Source organism: Streptomyces sp. NBC_01216 (genome assembly GCF_035994945.1).
GTDB lineage: Bacteria > Actinomycetota > Actinomycetes > Streptomycetales > Streptomycetaceae > Streptomyces.
This window is the reverse complement of sequence record NZ_CP108677.1, coordinates 946,319-965,043: the sequence shown is the minus strand read 5'-3', so window position 1 is coordinate 965,043 and position 18,725 is coordinate 946,319. Positions and strand designations below refer to the sequence as shown.

Annotated in this window: 18 protein-coding genes; 6 read left to right on the top strand and 12 right to left on the bottom strand. The window is 71.8% G+C overall.

The features are described 5' to 3' along the window. Positions 1 to 54: 54 nt before the first annotated feature. Together OG393_RS04245 and OG393_RS04240 are read left to right on the top strand one after the other, a co-directional pair. Positions 55 to 2,097: an O-antigen ligase family protein gene (locus OG393_RS04245; RefSeq protein ID WP_327373209.1), complete on the top strand. Its 2,043-nt coding sequence runs from the start codon at positions 55 to 57 to the stop codon at positions 2,095 to 2,097. Beyond that, positions 2,097 to 3,068, top strand: coding sequence for a glycosyltransferase family 2 protein (locus OG393_RS04240; protein WP_327373207.1), 972 nt, complete (start codon positions 2,097 to 2,099; stop codon positions 3,066 to 3,068). Before OG393_RS04245 ends, OG393_RS04240 begins: the two co-directional genes overlap by 1 nt. On the opposite strand, the gene OG393_RS04235 is transcribed toward OG393_RS04240, so the two are convergent. The 9 genes from OG393_RS04235 to OG393_RS04195 form a co-directional block, all read right to left on the bottom strand. Next, positions 3,047 to 3,838 (bottom strand): glycosyltransferase family 2 protein, encoded by a 792-nt coding sequence (locus OG393_RS04235; protein ID WP_327373206.1) that lies wholly within the window; start codon positions 3,836 to 3,838, stop codon positions 3,047 to 3,049. The genes OG393_RS04240 and OG393_RS04235 overlap by 22 nt on opposite strands. Positions 3,839 to 3,866: 28 nt before the next feature. Beyond that, positions 3,867 to 4,541: a class I SAM-dependent methyltransferase gene (locus OG393_RS04230; protein ID WP_327373205.1), complete on the bottom strand. Its 675-nt coding sequence runs from the start codon at positions 4,539 to 4,541 to the stop codon at positions 3,867 to 3,869. A gap of 89 nt (positions 4,542 to 4,630) precedes the next feature. Beyond that, entirely contained in the window at positions 4,631 to 5,770 is a 1,140-nt protein-coding gene (locus tag OG393_RS04225; protein ID WP_327373204.1) for a hypothetical protein, read from the bottom strand. 1 nt (position 5,771) lies between these two features. Further along, the gene (locus tag OG393_RS04220; RefSeq protein ID WP_327373203.1) at positions 5,772 to 7,331 is read right to left on the bottom strand and encodes an oligosaccharide flippase family protein; all 1,560 of its coding nucleotides are present in this window, start codon (positions 7,329 to 7,331) and stop codon (positions 5,772 to 5,774) included. A 39-nt stretch (positions 7,332 to 7,370) separates the two neighbouring features. Next, a complete protein-coding gene (locus OG393_RS04215; RefSeq protein ID WP_327373202.1) occupies positions 7,371 to 8,228 on the bottom strand; it encodes a chain length determinant protein in 858 nt (285 codons plus the stop codon). A gap of 151 nt (positions 8,229 to 8,379) precedes the next feature. Next, entirely contained in the window at positions 8,380 to 9,486 is a 1,107-nt protein-coding gene (gene wecB, locus OG393_RS04210; protein WP_327373201.1) for a non-hydrolyzing UDP-N-acetylglucosamine 2-epimerase, read from the bottom strand. Positions 9,487 to 9,490: 4 nt separating this feature from the next. Continuing rightward, positions 9,491 to 10,747: a nucleotide sugar dehydrogenase gene (locus OG393_RS04205; protein WP_327373199.1), complete on the bottom strand. Its 1,257-nt coding sequence runs from the start codon at positions 10,745 to 10,747 to the stop codon at positions 9,491 to 9,493. Next, on the bottom strand, positions 10,747 to 11,517 hold the full coding sequence (locus tag OG393_RS04200) for a WecB/TagA/CpsF family glycosyltransferase (RefSeq protein ID WP_327373198.1): 771 nt from the start codon (positions 11,515 to 11,517) through the stop codon (positions 10,747 to 10,749). The genes OG393_RS04205 and OG393_RS04200 overlap by 1 nt, the downstream gene beginning before the upstream one ends. Beyond that, positions 11,514 to 12,656 carry a hypothetical protein gene (locus tag OG393_RS04195; RefSeq protein WP_327373197.1) on the bottom strand — a complete coding sequence of 381 codons (1,143 nt, stop codon included), beginning with the start codon at positions 12,654 to 12,656 and terminating at the stop codon, positions 11,514 to 11,516. Before OG393_RS04195 ends, OG393_RS04200 begins: the two co-directional genes overlap by 4 nt. A 563-nt stretch (positions 12,657 to 13,219) precedes the next feature. On the opposite strand from OG393_RS04195, the gene OG393_RS04190 reads away from it, so the two are divergent. Together OG393_RS04190 and OG393_RS04185 are read left to right on the top strand one after the other, a co-directional pair. Then, a complete protein-coding gene (locus OG393_RS04190; protein WP_442817256.1) occupies positions 13,220 to 14,674 on the top strand; it encodes an MFS transporter in 1,455 nt (484 codons plus the stop codon). 2 nt (positions 14,675 to 14,676) lie between these two features. Beyond that, positions 14,677 to 15,702: a TolB family protein gene (locus OG393_RS04185; RefSeq protein ID WP_327378302.1), complete on the top strand. Its 1,026-nt coding sequence runs from the start codon at positions 14,677 to 14,679 to the stop codon at positions 15,700 to 15,702. A gap of 21 nt (positions 15,703 to 15,723) precedes the next feature. Here the strand turns inward: OG393_RS04185 and OG393_RS04180 are convergent, their stop codons facing one another. The 3 genes from OG393_RS04180 to OG393_RS04170 are packed head-to-tail and all read right to left on the bottom strand — an operon-like array spanning position 15,724 to position 17,390. After that, positions 15,724 to 16,455 (bottom strand): class I SAM-dependent DNA methyltransferase, encoded by a 732-nt coding sequence (locus OG393_RS04180; RefSeq protein WP_327373196.1) that lies wholly within the window; start codon positions 16,453 to 16,455, stop codon positions 15,724 to 15,726. Positions 16,456 to 16,506: 51 nt separating this feature from the next. Beyond that, positions 16,507 to 16,911, bottom strand: a complete 405-nt coding sequence (locus tag OG393_RS04175; RefSeq protein WP_327378301.1) for a hypothetical protein — start codon at positions 16,909 to 16,911, stop codon at positions 16,507 to 16,509. A gap of 5 nt (positions 16,912 to 16,916) precedes the next feature. Further along, positions 16,917 to 17,390, bottom strand: a complete 474-nt coding sequence (locus OG393_RS04170) for an ATP-binding protein (RefSeq protein WP_442817255.1) — start codon at positions 17,388 to 17,390, stop codon at positions 16,917 to 16,919. 210 nt (positions 17,391 to 17,600) lie between these two features. On the opposite strand from OG393_RS04170, the gene OG393_RS04165 reads away from it, so the two are divergent. Continuing rightward, positions 17,601 to 18,473, top strand: a complete 873-nt coding sequence (locus tag OG393_RS04165) for a helix-turn-helix domain-containing protein (RefSeq protein WP_327373195.1) — start codon at positions 17,601 to 17,603, stop codon at positions 18,471 to 18,473. After that, positions 18,474 to 18,710, top strand: coding sequence for a DUF397 domain-containing protein (locus OG393_RS04160; protein ID WP_327373194.1), 237 nt, complete (start codon positions 18,474 to 18,476; stop codon positions 18,708 to 18,710). The last annotated feature ends 15 nt before the right edge of the window (positions 18,711 to 18,725 follow it).

Here is an 18,725-nt window from a genome sequence, read left to right as displayed (position 1 = left end):
CTCCTTTCATCAGAACCGATACTGGCAGCACGAAGAGCAACCGGGGGAGGGTTCGTGAGCATCGCCGAGATCTTCCGCGTGCTGCGCAGACGGTGGTACGTGATGGCGCCGCTGACGCTGCTCGGCTTTCTCGCCGGCGGATTCCTCTACTCCACCGTGCCGGTGACCTACCAGTCGCAGAGCCAGCTCACGCTGATGAACTCCCGCAAGGTGGCCAAGCCCGCTCCCAGCTACGGCAATCCGCTGGCCTACGCGAGCGGTTCGCTGATCAGTACGGCCGACGTGCTGATCCGGGCGCTGCAGTCCCCGGAGTCCGCCGAGGCGCTGCGCGGGCACGGTGTCACCGACGCCTACACCGTCGACTTCGCGGAGAAGGCCGAGGGTCCGCTGCTCACCCTCAGCGTCACCGGCGAGGACCGGGACGAGGTGTTCGCCGAGACGAGGATCATCACCGATTTCGCGGCCGAGCAGCTCCTGGCCCTCCAGATGGTGGCGCAGGTGCCGCCCGACTACTCCGTGCGGGCGGCACCCATCGTCCTACCGCAGAAGCCGGTGTCGCAGCCCAAGTCCCGCTACCAGAAGGTCGCCGCGGTCCTGGTCCTCTGCCTCACCAGCGCGTTCCTGCTCTCCTTCGTGACGGACGTGTGGGCGCTGGCGCGCCGCCGGCGCCGCGGACTGCCCGCCCCGGACGAAGGCCCCCGGGGACCCGCGCCGGGCGCCTCCCGTCTGCGCCGCCAGCTGACCAGGCCCCTGGACGCCACCGCGGTCCTCACCGGCTATCTGGCCCTCGCCCTCTTCCTGCCGTCCAATCTCGCGCTGCCCGCGCTGGGCGGCGCGGGCACCCCCGCCAACGTCTTCGCCCTGCTCGGGCTCTTCTGGTACCTGGCGACCTGGTGCATGGGGCGGATCGCGCCGGCCCCCGGCACCCGCACGGTGCGCACCGCGGTCCTGGTGCTCGGGATCGTGGTGCTGGTCTCCTACGTGGCGAACACGGCCCGGATCAGCTCCCAGAAGGAGGTCCTCGCGGCCGACCGGGGTCTGATCGTGCTTCTGGTGTGGGTGGCGCTGGTCGTCCTGGCCACCGCGGGCATCCAGGACCGGGCCCGGTTCGACGTGCTGATGCGCCGTCTGGTGGTGATGGGCTCGGTCGTCGCCGTGCTCGGTCTGTACGACTTCTTCACCGGCACCAACATCGCCGACTCGCTGCGCATCCCCGGACTGAACTCCAGCGTGGCGAACGTCGCCGTCCTCGACCGGGGCTCCTTCACCCGGCCCCGTTCGCTCACCGCCCATCCGCTGGAGTTCAGCGGGATGCTGGCCATCCTGCTTCCGTTCGCCATCGCCCAGGCATTCGACCCGGCGCGGGCGCACCTGAGCGGCTTCCGCCGCTGGGCCCCGGTCGTCCTGCTCGGTGGCGGGCTGCCCCTCACGGTGTCCCGTACGTCGATCGTCGGACTGCTGGTCGTCGTCCTCGTCATGGTGCCGCGCTGGAAGCCCCAGCGGCGCTGGACGGCCATCGGCGTCCTGCTGGGCGCCGTGGCCGTGTTCAAGGTGCTGGTCCCCGGACTGATCGGCACCATCACCGGGCTGTTCTCCGGCAGTCTGAACAACGCCGACAGCAGCACCCAGGCACGCACCATCAAGTACCCGAAGATCGCCGAGTACTTCATGGAGGACCCCTTCCTCGGACGCGGCTTCGGCACCTTCACGCCCGAGCGGTACTTCTTCACGGACAACCAGTACCTGCTGACCCTGGCCGAACTGGGCGCCCTCGGCGTCTTCGCGCTGTTCGTCATGGGACTCATAGGCGTGCACAACGGCGGGGCGATCCGCCGGCTCGCGCGCACCGAGTCCGACCGCGAGCTCGGCCAGGCGTTCTTCGCGTCCGCCCTCGTCGCCCTGGTCATCAGCGCCACCTTCGACACCCTCAGCTTCCCGATGTTCGCCGGAGTGTTCTTCCTGCTGCTCGGCTTGGGAGGCAGCTGCCTCGGCCTCGTCCGGCGCGAGGCGGAGACCGGGGAGGCCGCCGCCCGGAAGGCCGAGGCGCCACCTCGGCAGCCCGCACCCGACGCCCCACCCCATCTTGTGGAGATCTGATGCACCCTCAGCACGAGGCCGCGGACCGCGGACCCGTCGCCGTCCTCGTCGTCACCTGGAACAGCGCCGCGGTGCTGCCCGGGTTCCTCGCCGCGCTCCCTCAGGGCATGGCGGGCCTCGACTGGCGGCTGGTCGTCGCCGACAACGACTCCTCGGACGACAGCGTCGCCGTGGTCCGCGAGCTCGCGCCCGAGGCCACCGTCGTGGAGACCGGCCGCAACGGCGGCTACGCCTTCGGGGTCAACGCGGCCCTGCGGGCCGCCGCCGCGTGGGAGGGAGGATTCCGGGCGGCACTGGTGTGCAACCCCGACATCCGTATGGGTGAGGGCTGCGCGGCGACGCTGGTGGACGCCCTGGGCACCCCCCTGCCCGACGGAGCACGCGTCGGGATCACCGTGCCGGTGCTGCGGGAGGAGGACCTGTCGCTCATCCACTCGCTGCGCCGCGAGTCACGGGTGGGCCGGGCGCTCGGCGAAGCGGTCCTGGGCAATCGCCGGGCGGGCCGGTTCCCCGCCCTCAGCGAACTCGTCACCGATCCCGCCGCCTACACGGGACGGACCCGCGCGGACTGGGCGACCGGGGCGCTGATGGCGCTGTCCGAGGACTGCCTGGACGCCTGCGGCCCGTGGGACGAGTCCTTTTTTCTCTACTCGGAGGAGACGGACTACTGTCTGCGCGCCCGGGACCTCGGGCTGGCCACCCGCATCGAACCCTCGGCGCACGCCGTCCATCTCGGCGGTGACTCCCGGGTCTCCCCACGCCTGTGGTCCCTGCTGACCGTCAACCGGGTGCGTCTCTACCGGCGCCGGCACGGATTCGCGGCGGGGGTGGCTTTCCGGGGGGCCGTGCTGCTGCGGGAGCTCTCACGGTCCGCCCTCGGCCGGGCGCCGAGCAGAGCGGCCGTGGCCGCTCTGCTCGGCGCCCCCGCGACCGGCCTGCCCTCCGGAGGTCAGTCCCGCCAGGAGGTGTAGAAGCTGCCGGGGTTGACCAGGTACCGCACGGTGGGGAGCGGAAGGTGCTCCACCCGGCGTCCGCGGCTGTAGCGGCGGACCAGCTCCCAGTCCTCCCGGGGCATCACCTCGGGGCGGCGTCGGAGCCTGCTGAAGTGCAGGCTCCGGCAGCGGCGGGCCACGAAGGCGTTGGTGTCCAGGAAGGACTCGCGCGCCGCCCTGCGCCGGTCGAAGGGCACGGACAGCACGTCCCGGTCCGTGCCGTCGGGCAGGACGCGGCGCAGCGCCGTGTAGACGCCGTCGGGGCCGCCGGGGGCTTCGAGTACCGCCAACGCCTGTCGCAGATGGTCCGGTTCCCAGAGGTTGTCGTCGTCGAGGAAGGCGACGTACCGCGAGCGGGTCAGCCGGATGCCGACATTGCGGACCACCCCGGCCACGCCGGTGTTGCGGGCCAGGGAGACGGCGAACAGCCTGGGGTCATAGGGGAGTTCGGGAAGCCCGGCGCCGTCGTCGACGACCATCACGAGGTGGTCCCGGACCGACTGCTTCAGGGCCGAGCCGACCGCCCGGAGCAACTGCTCCGGGCGCCGGTGGGTGGCGATCACTGTCACGACCCGTGCGCGGGGTGGCTCCTCCCAGCGTGTCGAGAGGCGTGCGACCTCGGCGTTCTCGAAGCGCCGTAGTCGCACCGCCGTGGGCGACAGCAGCACCTTGTTGCGTACTTCGAACAGCACCAGCCACCCGAAGAGCCACTTGAGCAGCTCCCAGGGGCCCCGGATCATCCGGCGCATCGCGGTGTCCCTCCCGTCCCGGCCGGGTTCACCGGCCGGCGAACGCCTCCGTGCGGACGGCCGTGAGGGACTTGGTGAGTCCGGCCACCCGCTCGCTGAGGATCACGGAGTGCGGGAAGAGGTAGCGCATCTCGGCCCGGGTGAGCAGTTCGATGTTGATCACCGCGTCCATACCCTCCTCCGGGCTGCCGGGGCGGCTGTGGGTGAGCGGCCAGTGGCGCACCAGCCTGGCCTGGGCGGCCAGCGGGAGGAACTGGAAGCCGGGTGCCAGGAAGTGCGGCTCCACGGGGAAGTAGCGGTACGGCGTCTGTACCCAGTGCAGCGGGGCGAGCGCCTCGATCGCCGCGACGAAGCGACGGCGCTGCGCGTGACCGCCCACGTGCTCGATCGTGGAGTTGGACACCACCAGGTCGAACTCGCCCAGGGCGGCCGGGACCGACGGGTCGGTGACGTCGGCGATCTCGGCGGTGATCCACTCGGGCAGCTCGGCGGGGTGCTCCTCCAGGTTCACCAGATGGACGTGCTTGGGGCGCATAGGCGATCGCAGCCAGTTGTCCGCCGTCCCGCCCAGGTCCACCACGCGCAGGTCGGCGATGCGGGGGAAGCAGCACCGGAACCGCTCCCAGCGGGCCGCGCGGAACCGTTCGCCGAGTGAGTCGGGCGCGTCGACGAATCGGTTGCGGAGAGCACGGGTGAGCGGCATCGCATCAACCACCTGGGGTTTCGGGCCTACGGGGACGTCTCGGTCAACGGTAGCCGGGAAGTGGGGATTTATCAGGTGATCGGATGCCCTCAGGAAGGCTCCGGCACCACCGGGGTGCCGTCCGCCATACGGTTGCCACGCCACAGGTTTCCGCTGCCGGCCGCGTGCCAGTAGGCGACCGGGCCGTACGCGCCGCCCTTGGGGTGGAGTTCCGGGGAGAAGACGTTGTCGGTCACCTCGATCCCCTCTGAGCCCTCGCCGCCCGCGTACAACGAGTACGCCCCGCCGGCCAGCCAGTTGTCGTCGACGACTGTGTGGGTGACCGGCGCGGTGTCGGCGAAGAGACCGATGCTCGCCGAGGCGCCGCTGTCCACGGGCGTCGCGTTGATCAGCGTGTTGTGACGGATGATCAGCTTGCCCTTGCCCCCGCCGTTGGAGATCACCGCGTTGGTGTGCTGCCACTCCCCGTCGAGGTTCTTGAACGGGCGGATGTCGTGCACGTAGTTGTCGTGCAGATTGCCCTGGCCCATGGACAGGGCGTCGCCGAACACCGAGACGTCGCACCAGCCGACCTCGATCGAACTGGTCCCCATGTTCGACACGGCGTAGTCGGAGCCGCCGTTGTTCGGGCCCTTGCCGGGGACGGCGCGGATCACGCTGTGCAGGATCCGCAGCCCGGAGTAGCCGGGGCGCAGGTTGATCCCCCACCAGTTCGTGGAAGTGACACGGCTGTCGATCACGGTCACGTCGTTCGCGTAGATGTCGAGCGAGCCCGTGATGTCCCAGCCCTTGATGACGGTGCCGTCGGTGCGGATGGACACGTTTCCGGTGCTCTGCGGGGTGAGGGCGATCCGCGGCCCCGTGGTGCTCGCGTCGGGGTAGCCGCAGGCGCGCGGGTGCGAGCAGCCCTTCGCCGCGGGCGGCTTGTCCGAGCGGGCGGGTGGCCTGCTCGACGTGGCGGGAGGCGTGCCCGGGGCGCTCGGTGACTCGGGCGCGGTGGCCGAGGTGGCCGGCGGCAGCACCGGCGTACGCGGCTCGGCCGACGGGGGCGGTGCGGTGGAGGCCGTGCCGGGGGAGGCGATCGCGCGGGAGTCGCAGAGCGCGGCACCCCCCAGGCAGATCGCCTTGCCGCCGACCCCCGCGCAGGTCACCAGGGCGAAGAGGAGGACGAAGGTCAGCAGCAGTCCTCCGAGGAGTCTGCGGCGGCCGGTTCGGGCCAGGGAACTCACCTCATCGTTCGTGAGCCGGTGTGGCCGGCTTGTCCTGTGCCGGAACGGCGGGGACGGCGGGAGGCGCGGTCGGGACACCCTCGCCCTCCCCCCGGCTCCGGCGGCTCCGGGGGAGCGAACCCCGCACCAGTCTGCGGCTGGGCAGCACGCACACCGCGTAGCACACGAGTCCGATGACACTCGTGGCGCACAGGGCGAGGAACCCCTCGCCCAGGCGCTGCCGGAGCAGGACGACCACCGCGGCCATCACCACTCCGCCGAGCACCGGCCAGGCGCAGGCGCGGGCCAGCGACCGGGTGGCGATCCCGCCGCGGCGCAGCGCGACGACGAAGGCGGGGAGCACGACGACGCCGGCGACCAGCACATGTCCGGCGGCGACCGAGGCGATTCCTCCGGTCCTCGCCGCGAAGACGAGCACCGGTACCAGCGTCACCAGCCACAGCGCCTGGATGAGGACGAGGGAACGGCGTCTGCCGACGGCGACCAGACAGTCGTAGGTCAGCTCGGCGGCGATCCGGGCCAGACCGAGGGCCATCAGGAACGGCAGTGCCTCGGCCGCGGGCAGCCACTTGGCGCCGTACAGGAGCCCTACGGCCGGCCCGGCGAGCGCGCCGAGCAGCACACAGGCCGGGACCGTGCAGGTGACCAGGATCGCGAGCGCGCGGCCGAAGCCCTCGGAGAGGGCCTTGGGCGAGCCGGCCAGGCGGGAGAAGCCGGCGAAGGAGACGCGCCGCGCCGCCTCGGAGATCACCCGGACGGGCCAGCCGGCCATGTTGAAGGCCAGCATGTAGAACCCGAGGGAGACGTTGCCCAGGGTGGCGCCGACGACCATGGCGTCGGCGTTGACGACCGCCAGGGACAGCATGCTCGCCCCGGCGAGGGGGAGTCCGAAACGGAGCAGGGCCCGTGCCTGGGCGGGGTTCCAGCCGAAGCGCAGATAGCCGGGGGCGGCCAGGGCGCAGCCCGCCAGTGCCACCACGTTGCCCGCCACGGCACCACAGGCGAAGCTCATCGCCCCCCAGCCCTGCAGAGCCAGGAACAGCGTCACCGAGGTGCTGAGGGCGAAGTTGAGGGCGTCGATGACCATCCGCTTGCCCTGGGCGAACTCACGGGTGAGGACACCGGCCGGGACCTGGGACAGGCCGTCCAGCACCAGGCAGACGCACATCACCCGCAGTACGCCGGACGCCTCGGGGGAGCCGAGCAGTGTGGCCACGGCCGGCGCCGCCGCGAACAGTGCCGTGTACAGCAGGCCACTGGAGATGGTGCTGAGGGTGAGCACCGTCGGTGCGAAGGAACGGACGTCGCCGTCCCAGCGCACGACGGCGAGGGTGACGCCGAGTTCGTTCGCCGCCAGCAGGACCATCAGGACGGTCTGGGCCACCCCGTACACGCCCCAGGCCGCGGGGTCCAGGACGAAACGCGCCAGGATGATGCCGGTGGCGAAGTTGCCCAGACGCATCACCATGGTGTTGATCAGGCTCCACCGGGCGGCCGAGCGGACCTTCGTGCCCAGTGACGCCGGAGCGCTCTCGGTCCCGGTGGTCGGAGCCGTGTCCATGCGAGGACTCCTCGTCGAACGGGTCGTGACGGGTGGGGCTCACTTCACCCAGGACGGTGGACGCTTGGCCGGGGCCCGCTCGGACGTCGGGAGGAGCGGCAACTGCACGGTCGGCTGGTCGAGCTGCCGGTCGTCCAGCGGTCCCTCGGCGCCGGCTCCCTCGGAGCCGTGCCGGCCGGTACCGGAGGCACCCGCGCCCGGGAGGCCGGTCACCGCGGCGTCCTCGCCGGGGTGGCCCCCGGTCTCCTCCCCGCCTTCCCCGCCGGTGCCCCGCGGGCGGCCCCGGCGGCCCGCGGGCGAGGCGGACCGGCGACGCGCCTCGACGAAGAAGCAGGCCACCAGGCTGAGGACGAGCCCCAGCGCTCCGGCCATCACCAGATTCTGGATCTTGCTCTTGAGCTGTGCCTCCGGACGCTGCGGAGGCACGATGGTCGTCATCCTTATCATCGACTCCGCCGGCACCGCCTGGTCCGCCTGGAGGTCCTTCAGGCGCTCCGCCGCGTACTCCATGAGCGTCTGGTTCGCCTGGAGCACCTCGTCCGCGTCCTCGCCGGACACGGTCAGCCACAGCAACGGCCCCTGTGCGTTGTCCGCGATCTTCGCCTCGTAGGGGGAGGTGACGCCCCGTTCCTTCAGATCCGCCACCGAGGCATCGGAGTTGAGGTTGCGGGCCAGGCTGTCGGCCATGCCGGTGAGCGCCGGCACCATGCTCAGGTACGGATTGCCGTCGGCGGCCGTCCCCCGCTTGGAGTTCAGCAGCGCCACCGTGCTCTGCGATTCGTACGAGGTCGGTACCGTCAGGCCGGCACCGGTGGTGACGGCGGCCGTCAACAGCAGTCCGGGCAACAGGACATACCAGCGTCGGCAGATGACCCGAAAGATCTCCGCGAGGTCCATGGCGTTCCCCCTTGCGCCCTTTCTCTGACTGTCGCGCCCCGGGCGTCGGCTGCTGTGGCGACTCGCCTCCGGACGGCAACAGCCGTACCGGAGACGAGGATAGGCGGGATCCGGACCCCACGAGAACAGTTCTCGATCACCAGTCCTTCGATCACCCGTGGTCGGTGGGCCGCGGACGGCCCTGCGCCGTTCCCCCGTCCAGGAGGACCGAGGCGATGCGCTCGCCCGCGCCGCCGTCCCAGAGGGCGGGGCGACGGGGCGCGGGCGGGTCGTCGAGCAGCCGGACGGCCGTGGACACGATCCGCTCCGGATCACGGCCCGCGAGTACGTTGGTGCCCTCCTCGACCGTGATCGGGCGTTCCGTGTTGTCCCGGAGCGTCACACACGGCACGCCCAGGGCGGTGGTCTCCTCCTGCACGCCGCCCGAGTCCGTCAGCACGATCCGGGCGGACGCCTGGAGCGCGATGAAGTCGAGGTACCCGGCGGGCGGGACGAGCCGGATGCCACCGGGCACACCGAGTTCGTTCAGCCGGTCCGCCGCCCGCGGATGCACGGGCAGCACGAGCGGGCAGTGCCCGGCGACCTCCCCGAGCGCCTTGAGCAGGCCGGCCAGGACCCGCGGGTCGTCCACGTTGGCCGGCCGGTGCAGGGTGACCAGACCGTATCCGCCGACGGTCAGCCCGTGCCGCTCCAGCACGTCCGAGCGCGCGGCCCGGTCCCGGTTCGCCAGCAGCGAGTCGATCATGACGTTGCCGACCAGGTGGATCTGGTCCTCCCGGTAGCCCTCGGCGCGCAGGTTGTCCACCGCGTCGGGCGAGGGGGCCAGCAGATAGTCGCTCAGCCGGTCCGTGGCGACCCGGTTGACCTCCTCCGGCATCGACCAGTCGCGACTGCGCAGACCGGCCTCCACATGGGCGAGCAGCGGCCCGCCCTTCGCCGTCACCAGAGCACACGCCAGGGTGGAGTTGACGTCCCCTACGACGACCACCACAGCGGGGGACAACCGCTCCAGCAGCGGTTCGAACGACTCCATCACCCGCCCGGTCTGGGCGGCGTGGCTGCCGGAGCCGACCCCGAGGAAGTGATCGGGCGGACGGATGCCGAGGTCCTCGAAGAAGACGTCGTTCATGGCCGGGTCGTAGTGCTGCCCGGTGTGCACCAGTACCACCTCGGCGCCTCGCCGCTCCAGGGCGTCCATCACCGGTTTGATCTTCATGTAGTTGGGCCGCGCCCCCGCGACGCAGACGATGCGCATCATGCTCTCAGAGCACCTCGATCCTGGGTCCGGTCAACCGCCGCCGGGTGTCCAGCACGAACGGGGCGTGCTGTTCGACCAGCGTGTAGTCGAAGGCGTCGTGGTCGGTCAGCAGCACGACGGCGTCCGCCGACTCCAGCTCGTCCTTGGTCAGTTCGGTCCTGACCAGCCGCGGGTCCACCCGGTGGCCCTCCACGACGTGCGGGTCCGCCGCACGGACCTCGGCACCCATGTCGAGGAGCAGCTGCGAGATGCGCAGCGCGGGCGACTCCCGCGCGTCGCCGGTGTTCTTCTTGTACGCCAGGCCCAGCAGCAGGACGCGCGAGCCGTTGACCGCCCGGCGGCGGGCGTTGAACGCGTGGATCAGCCGCCGGGTGACGTACTCGGGCATGTGGTTGTTGATGTCGTTGGCCAGCTCCACGAAACGGAAGCTCTGCCCGAGTTCGCGCTGCACCCGCCAGGACAGGTACGACGGGTCGATCGGCAGGCAGTGGCCGCCGACGCCCGGACCGGGAGTGAACCGCATGAAGCCGAAGGGTTTGCTGGACGCGGCGTCGATCGCCTGCCACACGTCGATGTCGAGATGACGGGCGAACATCGCTATCTCGTTGACCAGCGCGATGTTCACGTGCCGGAAGGTGTTCTCCAGCAGCTTCGCCAGCTCGGCCTCCTTCGGCGAGCCGACCGGCACGGTGGTCTCCACGAGCTGCCCGTAGAAGTCCTGGACAGCCTTCAGCGACGCGTCGTCCACCCCGGAGACGACCTTCGGAGTCTCCTCGAAGCCCCAGACCGGGTTGCCCGGGTCGATGCGCTCGGGGCTGTATCCGAGGTGGAAGTCCGCCCCCGCGACCAGCCCCGAGCCCTCCTCGAGCAGCGGCGCGAACAACTCCTGGGTGGTGCCCGGATACGTGGTCGACTCCAGGACCACCGTCGCCCCGGGGCGCAGGTACCGCGCCAGTGTCCGGGCCGACTCCTCGATGTAGCGGAGGTCCGGCGCGCCCTCGTGCAGCGGGGTCGGCACGGTCACCACGGCGACGTCGAAGCCGCCGCAGTCCCGGGCCGAGTCGGTCGGCCGGTACGTACCGGCGTCCGTCGCCGCCCGGATGCGCTCCGAGGACACGTCCTCGACGTACGACTCGCCCGCGGCCAGGCTCTTCACCCGCTCCGCGTCCACGTCGTACCCGATCACCTGATGTCCGACCTCCGCGGCCCTGATGGCCAGCGGCAGCCCGACGTATCCCTGTCCAACCACGACGACGCGCATCACGACTCCCTGCTGGCGGTACGGATCGACGGGGTGGGACGCAACAGTTCCCGTGCCGTCATGAGGACGAAGGAGGCATTGGTGGTGAGGTAGCGCCTGCCCAGCCGGCGCGGCTCCTGCAGCGCGCGGTAGCACCACTCGAGTCCCAGCCGCTGCCACCGTTCGGGCGCCCGGCGGGTCACCCCGGCCAGGATGTCGAAGGAGCCGCCCACCCCGTGGACGAGCGAGACACCGCTGCGCTCGCCGTACCCGGCGACGAAGATCTCCTTCTTGGGCGAGGTCATGCCGAGGAAGAGCAGCTGGGCGCCGCTCTCGGCCACGGCGTCGGCGATCCCGGGCTGCTCGGCGTCGTCGAAGTAGCCGTGACGGCTGCCGGCGACGCGCAGCGCGGGAAAGCGCGCGGCCACCTCGCGCAGCATCCGCTCCAGCACCTCCTGCCGGGCACCGAGGAAGTACACGGACAAGCCCGCGGTCTCGGCCTCGGCGAGCAGGCGCATGAACAGGTCGATGCCCGCGACGCGTTCGGGCAGCGGACGGCGCAGCAGCCGCCCCGCCCACACCACGGCCTGCCCGTCGGCCAGGACCAGGTCGCAGCCGGTCACCGCACGGGCGAGCGCCGGGTCCCGGCGCATCTTCACGAGCTTCGCCGCGTTGACCACGCCGACTTCGAGCCGCCGCCCCTCGCGCACCGCGGTCAGGCAGCGCCCCAGGGTCTCGTCCATGGTCAGGGCGTCCATCTCGACCCCGAACAGGGTCTGTCGCTGTGTCATGCCGGGAGACCTCCCAGCCACGCGTACAGCATCCAGCCGAACTCGTAGGGCCGGCACTCGCGGTCCACCGACGCGGGACGGAACACCCGTTCCAGCGGCCGGAGTCTAAGACCCGGGGCCACCCGGGTACTGAGGCCGCGAGCCGCCCGAACCGCCTTCTTCGGATCGCCGCGGTAGACCTTGCGCCAGGTGACGCCGAGCTCGTCGAGGATCAGCGTCTCCCCGTCGGGGCCGAGTTCCGGGACCTCGGTCATCCACCGCAGGCCCCGCCGGACGGCCGCGCCGTGGTCGGTGCCCCCCGCCTCGGCCAGGTCGAGCAGGGCGGTGGGCGCCATCGCGTGCTGGTGCACGCTGTACACCGGGTAGCCCTCGACGACCTCGCCCCGGGGCGCGTCGTAGTGCCACCACCACTGCCCGCCTTCGCCCTGGAGGGCGCAGATCCGGGCGGCGCACGCGTCGGCGGCGGCCAGCGCCTCCGGATCGTCGCCGCTCGCGTGCGCCCGCGCCAGCGCCTGGAGCGGGTAGGTCTGGTCGGCGAAACAGCCGATGTGCGAGCGGTACCAGGGGTTGAGCCCAGGTCCGGTGGCGTGCGGGAACAGCGGACTGCCGTCGGTCCGCGCCCGCAGCAGGCGGTCGCGGGCCGCGGCCAGACGCTTCTCGACGTCCAGCGTCGGGCGTGCCGCGGCCAGTGCCGACAGCACCCACGCGGCTTCCACCGTGTACCGCGGCCGGTCGTCGGCGTCCAGCGCGGCGACCCGATCCAGGGCGTCCGACAGCTTGAGGTGGCCGGTCTCGGCCGCGGCCCAGGCCACCAGCGCCGCGTCACCGAGATTGGTCACCGCGGGCAGCCGCTGGATCAGCAGCCCGGTGAACTCCTCCGCGCTGTGCCCGCCGAGGACCGCGCGCTGGCGGTCGAGGGGGAGCTGACGCACCCCCAGTGCGGTGATGGCCGCGTATCGGAGGCTGGTGCCCCGCTGCTCCAGCGACCACGAACCGTCCCCCGCGGCCGTGCCCACTCTGGTGAAGACGAAGCCGTCGCCCGCCGGCAGCAGCATCGACGGCAGGCCGGTCTCGGCCAGGTCGAGCAGGCGCGCCGCGAGACCGTGAAGCGCCGGGTCGGTGCCGGCCAGCGCCCGCATCCGTGAACTGTCAGGTGTGTTGGCGGGATCGCCCGGTCTGTGCGTGTCCGAGCCATGACGAGCTGACACACCCACCCCCCTCGGGTCGGTCCCGGGGCGGGCGAACCGCCCCGGATCTGCTTGCTGTTGGACGAGGTGTTGCTGCGGAAGAGCACTTCTGCGGAAAGGACGCGGCGCGTGATCGTCCGTGGGTCGGCGACGGGCCGTCGGGACCGGCGGACGTGGGCCCGCGCTCGGCGTTGTGCGCCGTCGGCCGCCCGGACTCGGGCACGCCGGACAGGACAGTCGGCCACGGAGCGCGAACACCCCGGCCCACTGCCGGTAAACCCCCCACGAACACCCCCAGCGCACAGCAGGTGCTGTGCTCAACTCGCAGCGTACAACCGCAAGATAGGCTCCCAACACGGTGATGATGAGGCCTTTCGAAGAATTGGTGCCAAGCAGTCGGTATGCCGCACGCGAACCACCGGTCCGGCACCCGCGCAGCGGATAGAGTGGGGCCCCGCCCGCTCGAAGAGAGCGGTCCGACCACGTCGGCATCACCGCGGCTGGAGTTCTCGACTGTGTATCTGGCCGATCGTCCGACCCCCCGCGAGGCCCCCGAGACCTCCGGGGAGTCGCCCGCCACGCCCGACGGCATACGACGACGGGGTCCGCTCCGGGCGGTACCCCCGACCGTGCTGGCCCTCGGCACCGTCAGCCTGGTCACCGACGTGTCCACCGAGATGGTCACCGCCGTCCTGCCGCTCTACCTCGTCGTGGGGCTCGGGCTCAGCCCGTTGGGCTTCGGCGTGCTGGACGGTCTCCAGAACGGTGTCAGCGCCCTGGTCCAGCTGACCGGCGGGCATCTCGCCGACCGCGTACGCAACCACAAGCTGATCGCCGGAATCGGCTATGGCCTGTCCGCCCTGGGCAAGCCCCTGCTGCTGGCGGCCGACCTCGGCGCGCTCGGCGCGGCCCTCACCATGGACCGCATCGGAAAGGGGCTGCGCACCGCCCCGCGCGACGCGATGATCTCGCTGTCCGCCCCGCCCGAACGGCAGGGCCGCGTCTTCGGCGTGCACCGGGCGATGGACACCACCGGCGCGCTGCTCGGACCGGTCCTGGCCTTCCTCATCCTGGGCGTGGCCGTCGGCGGCTACGACGCGGTCTTCGCCGTCAGCGGCTGTGTCGCGGCGCTCGGGGTCCTGGTCCTGGTGCTGTTCGTGCCGGGCCGGCAGGGCCCTGCGGCGACCGGCGCCCCGCGACCCGGTGCCGCCCACGGCCCCTCCCCGGCCCCCGGACGCACCCCGCCCTCCGCTCCCTCCCCGGCCCAGGAGGTGCCGCCCGCCCGGGAGATGACTCCGGCCCCCGGCGTCCCGGCCACCCGCCGGAGCGAGGAACCCGCGATCCCAGGCGCCGCCCCGGCCGCCCCCGGCATTCCACGCACCGACCTGCGGGCCGCCCTCGGACTGCTGCGCTCGCGGCGGCTCCGCGCCCTGTCCGCCTGTGCCGTCCTCCTCGGCCTCACCACCGTCAGCGACGCCTTCCTCTACCTCCTCGTGCAGCGCCGCACCGGGATCGGCGAGCAGTGGTTCCCCCTGCTGCCGCTCGGCACCGCCGCCGTCTTCCTGCTGCTCGCCATGCCCCTCGGCCGCCTCGCCGACCGCATCGGCCGGCGCACCGTCTTCCTGGGCGGCCACGCGGCCCTTCTCCTCGCCTACGCCCTCCTCCTCTGGGCGCCGTCGACGCCCGCCCTGCCGTACCTGGTCCTGCTGCTCCACGGCTCCTTCTACGCCGCCACCGACGGGGTACTTCCCGCCGCCGTCGCCGCCGCCGTGCCCGAACGGCTGCGCGCCAGCGGCCTCGCTCTGGTCGGTACCGGCCAGGCCCTGGCCCGCCTCTGCTGCTCGCTCGCCTTCGGGGCCGCGTGGACCGCGTGGGGCGACGGCCCGGCGCTGGCCGCCGCAGCCCTGGGACTGTTGTGCTGCGCCACCGTCGCCGGGGTCGCCCTGCGGCCGACCGGAGAGACCCGATGACCCTGACACCCCAGCGCCGCTTGCTGATCCTGGCCCTCGCCGTCGTGCTTCTGGGGGGTGTCGGCGCCTGGTCGGTCCTGCGGGCCGCCGGTGAGGCCGACCGGCGGAACGAGCCCCGGGCAGGCGGACCGGTCGTCACCGAGGGCAAGGTGACGCTCGGTCAGGCCGAGCGGCTGGTCTTCCGCAACACGGCCACCGGCCCGCACCGGGACGAGATCGTCACCGTCCCGTCGACCGATCCGGCCGGTGCCCCGCGGACCGCCTCCGGCGTCAGCTGCCTGCGCTTCCACACGGCCGCGGGCACCGGCATCTGCCTCGAGTCCGCCACCGGCGTGGCCCAGCAGAAGTACCGCGCCCGGGTCCTCGACGCGCGGCTGCGGACCGTGAGGACCTATCCGCTCGCCGGCGTCCCCAGCCGCGCCCGGGTCTCGCCCAGCGGCCACCTGATCGCCTGGACCGTCTTCGTCAACGGCGAGTCATACGGCGCCGCCTTCTTCAGTACCCGCACCGCGATCCTGGACACCCGCGGCGGGACGCTGGTGCCCAGCCTCGAGGAGTTCTCCGTCGAGCTGAACGGCCGGCCCTACCGTGCGGCGGACGTCAACTTCTGGGGGGTCACCTTCGCAGCCGACGACGACACGTTCTACGCCACGCTGAGTACCGGCGAGCAGACCTATCTCGTGCGCGGCTCCCTCACGCGGCGCACGGTCACCAGCCTCACGGAGAACGTGGAGTGCCCCTCGCTCTCCCCGGACGGCACCCGGATCGCCTACAAGAAGCGGGTCCTGGGACGCGCCTCGCTCTGGCGGGAACACGTGCTCGACCTGCGCACCCTCGATTCGACGCCGCTCGCCGAGCGCCGCAGCGTCGACGACCAGGCGCTGTGGCTCGACGACCGTACCGTCGCCTACGCCCTGCCGGCCGAGGGCAAACCCGACGGCCACGACGTGTGGACCGTCCCGGCCGACGGCGGCGGCAGCCCCCGGCTGCTGGTCCAGGACGCGCTCTCCCCGTCGCGTCTGAGCTGAGACCCCGTACCGCCCGCCCGGTCAGGCCGCTCCGGTCGGGCCCGGGGCCTTCCGCGCCACCACCACCCGGCACCGGGGAGCGCCGTCCTCACGGACGCCGAGGGTCCGGGCGGGGAGCGTCTCCACCGCGAAGCCCGCCGTCTCCAGGCGCCTCCGTACGTCCGCCAGCCGGAAGGTCCGGTAGTACATCACGAAGGGTGGCCGCCGGACCATGTTCCGTACCCGCATCACGCCGTCGAAGCCCATCAGGGTCCAGTACGGACGCGAGCCGACGCGCGGAGGCGCCGGCAGGGGGAAGGCGAAGGTGCCGCCCGGCCGCAGCGCGGTGTGGACCCGGGCGAAGAGCCGGGTCTGCTCCCGGGGGAGGAAATGTCCGAAGGCGCCGAAGCTGACCGCCAGGTCGAAGGCCGCCGTGAACGGGAGCGCCAGGGCGTCCGCCCGGACCAGTCCGGCCTCCGGACGGGCCCGGCGGGCCTCGGCCAGCATGCCCGCGCTGAAGTCGACGCCGGTGATCCGGCCGGTGCACAGGGGCTCCAGTACCGACAGGCCGGCCCCGGTACCGCAGCACACGTCCAGTCCCGTCCCGAAGGGCCCGAGCGGACGCAGGGTGTCCGTCACGGCGTCCAGCAGGCGCGCCGAGGTACGGAAGGGCGTCCGGTCGAACTTCGCCGCGAGCAGGTCGTAGCCGTGCTCCACCGAGGACAACGCCTGGACGGTCAGCTCACGGAGGGTCGGGCCCTGGGGGGTGAACATGTCCCGACCCTACGCCGCCTTCCGAGGGTGCGGAATCGCTCCGCGTGTCCGCTACAGCGCGCTGCGTACCGGCGGCAGGCTCCAGGACGGGGTGATCCCGGTGAGCTGGCAGGTCAGCAGGTAGAGCGGGATCGGTGGGGTGTACGGCGAGGTGCCGTCGGGCCGGTGGATCAGGCGGGGCCGCCGGTCGGGGATCTCGGCGCCCGGGGCGTAGCAGGCCGGCAGCGGCCAGGCCAGGTCCAGGTCGGAGCCCGCCGGGACGAGCCACCACCACCAGTCCGTGTCCGCGTAGACGCAGCCCTTGGCGGGCAGGCGGGACAGGACGCGGAATCCGTGCCGCGCGGGCACGCCGACGGCGTCGCAGCCGAGCGCGGTACTCAGGCCGGTGGGCACGATCAGGCGGGTCGACTCGGAGCCCGCGGGGCCGCGGGCCCTGGACGACAGCAGGGTCGCCATCGTCCTCAGCACGGGGCCCCCATGCCGTGGGCGAGTTCCGCCCAGACGACCCTGGCCGTGCCGTGGCCGGTGCGGTCGGCGCCCCAGGCGCTGCACAGGTCGTCGACCAGGAGTAGTCCCCGGCCCCGTTCGTCCTCGCCGCAGTCGCGTACCCGCGGGTCGCCCTCGCCTCCCTCGTCCCGTACCGCTATCCGCAGCTGCTCCTCCCCTTCGCGCAGTTCGCAGATGACATGGCTGCTCGCGGTGTGGACGACGGCGTTGGTCACCAGCTCGGAGACGATCAACATCACCGTGTCGCGTATCCCGGGGTCACAACCCCAGAGGATCAGGCGTTCCTCGGCCAGCCTGCGGGCCCGGGAGACCGATTCCGTGCTGGCCGGGAGCTCGAAGGTGAAACGCCGGCTGGAGACGGGATGCGGGCGCTGGGTCATGACGCGGGGGCCCATGAGACCTGGGGGGAGCGCGTTACCAGAAGCCACGACCGGTTCCTCACAACAGTGGGTAAGCAGTGCCGTACATCGCGACGGCCGTGACGGAGCACGACAGCAGCACGTACTGGTTCACCGGAATACTGTGCTCCCGACGGAGACACTTGGCAAGTGGCACTCTGAAAATTCCAGAGTGCTGTGTTCTCTCTGGCGCTGTTCATGGCACACTCGGTCGAAACAGCGCGTCGGGGAGGTCTGAGAGTGAGCGAGCCGCGGTCCGCCCCCACAGTGGGACAGGTCGTTCTCGGCAAGCGTCTGCAGGATCTCCGCGAGCGGGCCGGCCTGAAGCGGGAGGAGGCCGCCAAGGTCCTCCGTGTCGCTCCGGCCACCATCCGGCGCATGGAGACCGCGGAAGTCGCGCTGAAGATCCCCTACGTGCAACTCCTGCTCAAGGAATACGGGATCACCGACTCCGAGGCCGAGGGATTCGTCGCCCTCGCCGAGGAGGCCAACCTTCCCGGCTGGTGGCAGCGCTTCCATGACGTGCTGCCCGCCTGGTTCTCCATGTACGTCAGCCTGGAGGGGGCCGCCGCCCTCATCCGGGCCTACGAACCGCAGTTCGTCCCCGGCCTGCTCCAGACCGAGGGATACGCCCGCGCCATTCTGCGCAGCGGGGCGGTCGGCGGCAGGAATGCCGAGAACGACGAGGACACCGAACGGCATGTAGCCCTGCGGATGGAGCGCCAGTCCCTGCTGACCAGGGACGACGCCCCGAAGTTCTGGGTGATCATGGATGAGACGGTGTTCCGCCGACCGGTCGGCGACGGGCCCGAGGTGATGCGCGACCAGCTCGACCGGCTGCTCGAAGCGTCCGAGCTGCCGAACGTCACCCTGCAGATCGCGGAGTTCGCGTCCGGCCACCACCCCGGCACCTACGGACCGTTCGTCCTCTTCCGCTTCGCCATGCCCGAACTCCCGGACATGGTCTACAGCGAGTACCTGACCGGCGCGGTCTATCTCGACGCGCGCCCGGAGGTGGCCTCCCACCTCGAGGTCATGGACCGCATGGCGGCGCAGGCCGCGACTGCGCAACGCACGAAGGAGATTCTCAGGAATCTCCGCGAGGAGCTGTGAATGGATCGCGTATACAACGGCATGCCCGCCGCGGATCTCGGTGTCGAGGGATGGCACAAGCCATGGAGCGGCGGGAACGGGGGCAACTGCGTGGAGGCCATGAAGCTGGCCGACGGCAGAGTCGCCGTGCGACAGTCCGCAGACCCCGAGGGACCGGCGCTCATCTACACCCATGGCGAGATCGCCGCCTTCATCCAGGGGGCGAAATCAGGTCAGGCAGATTTCCTGCTCACCTGACCTCTTCCGTCACAC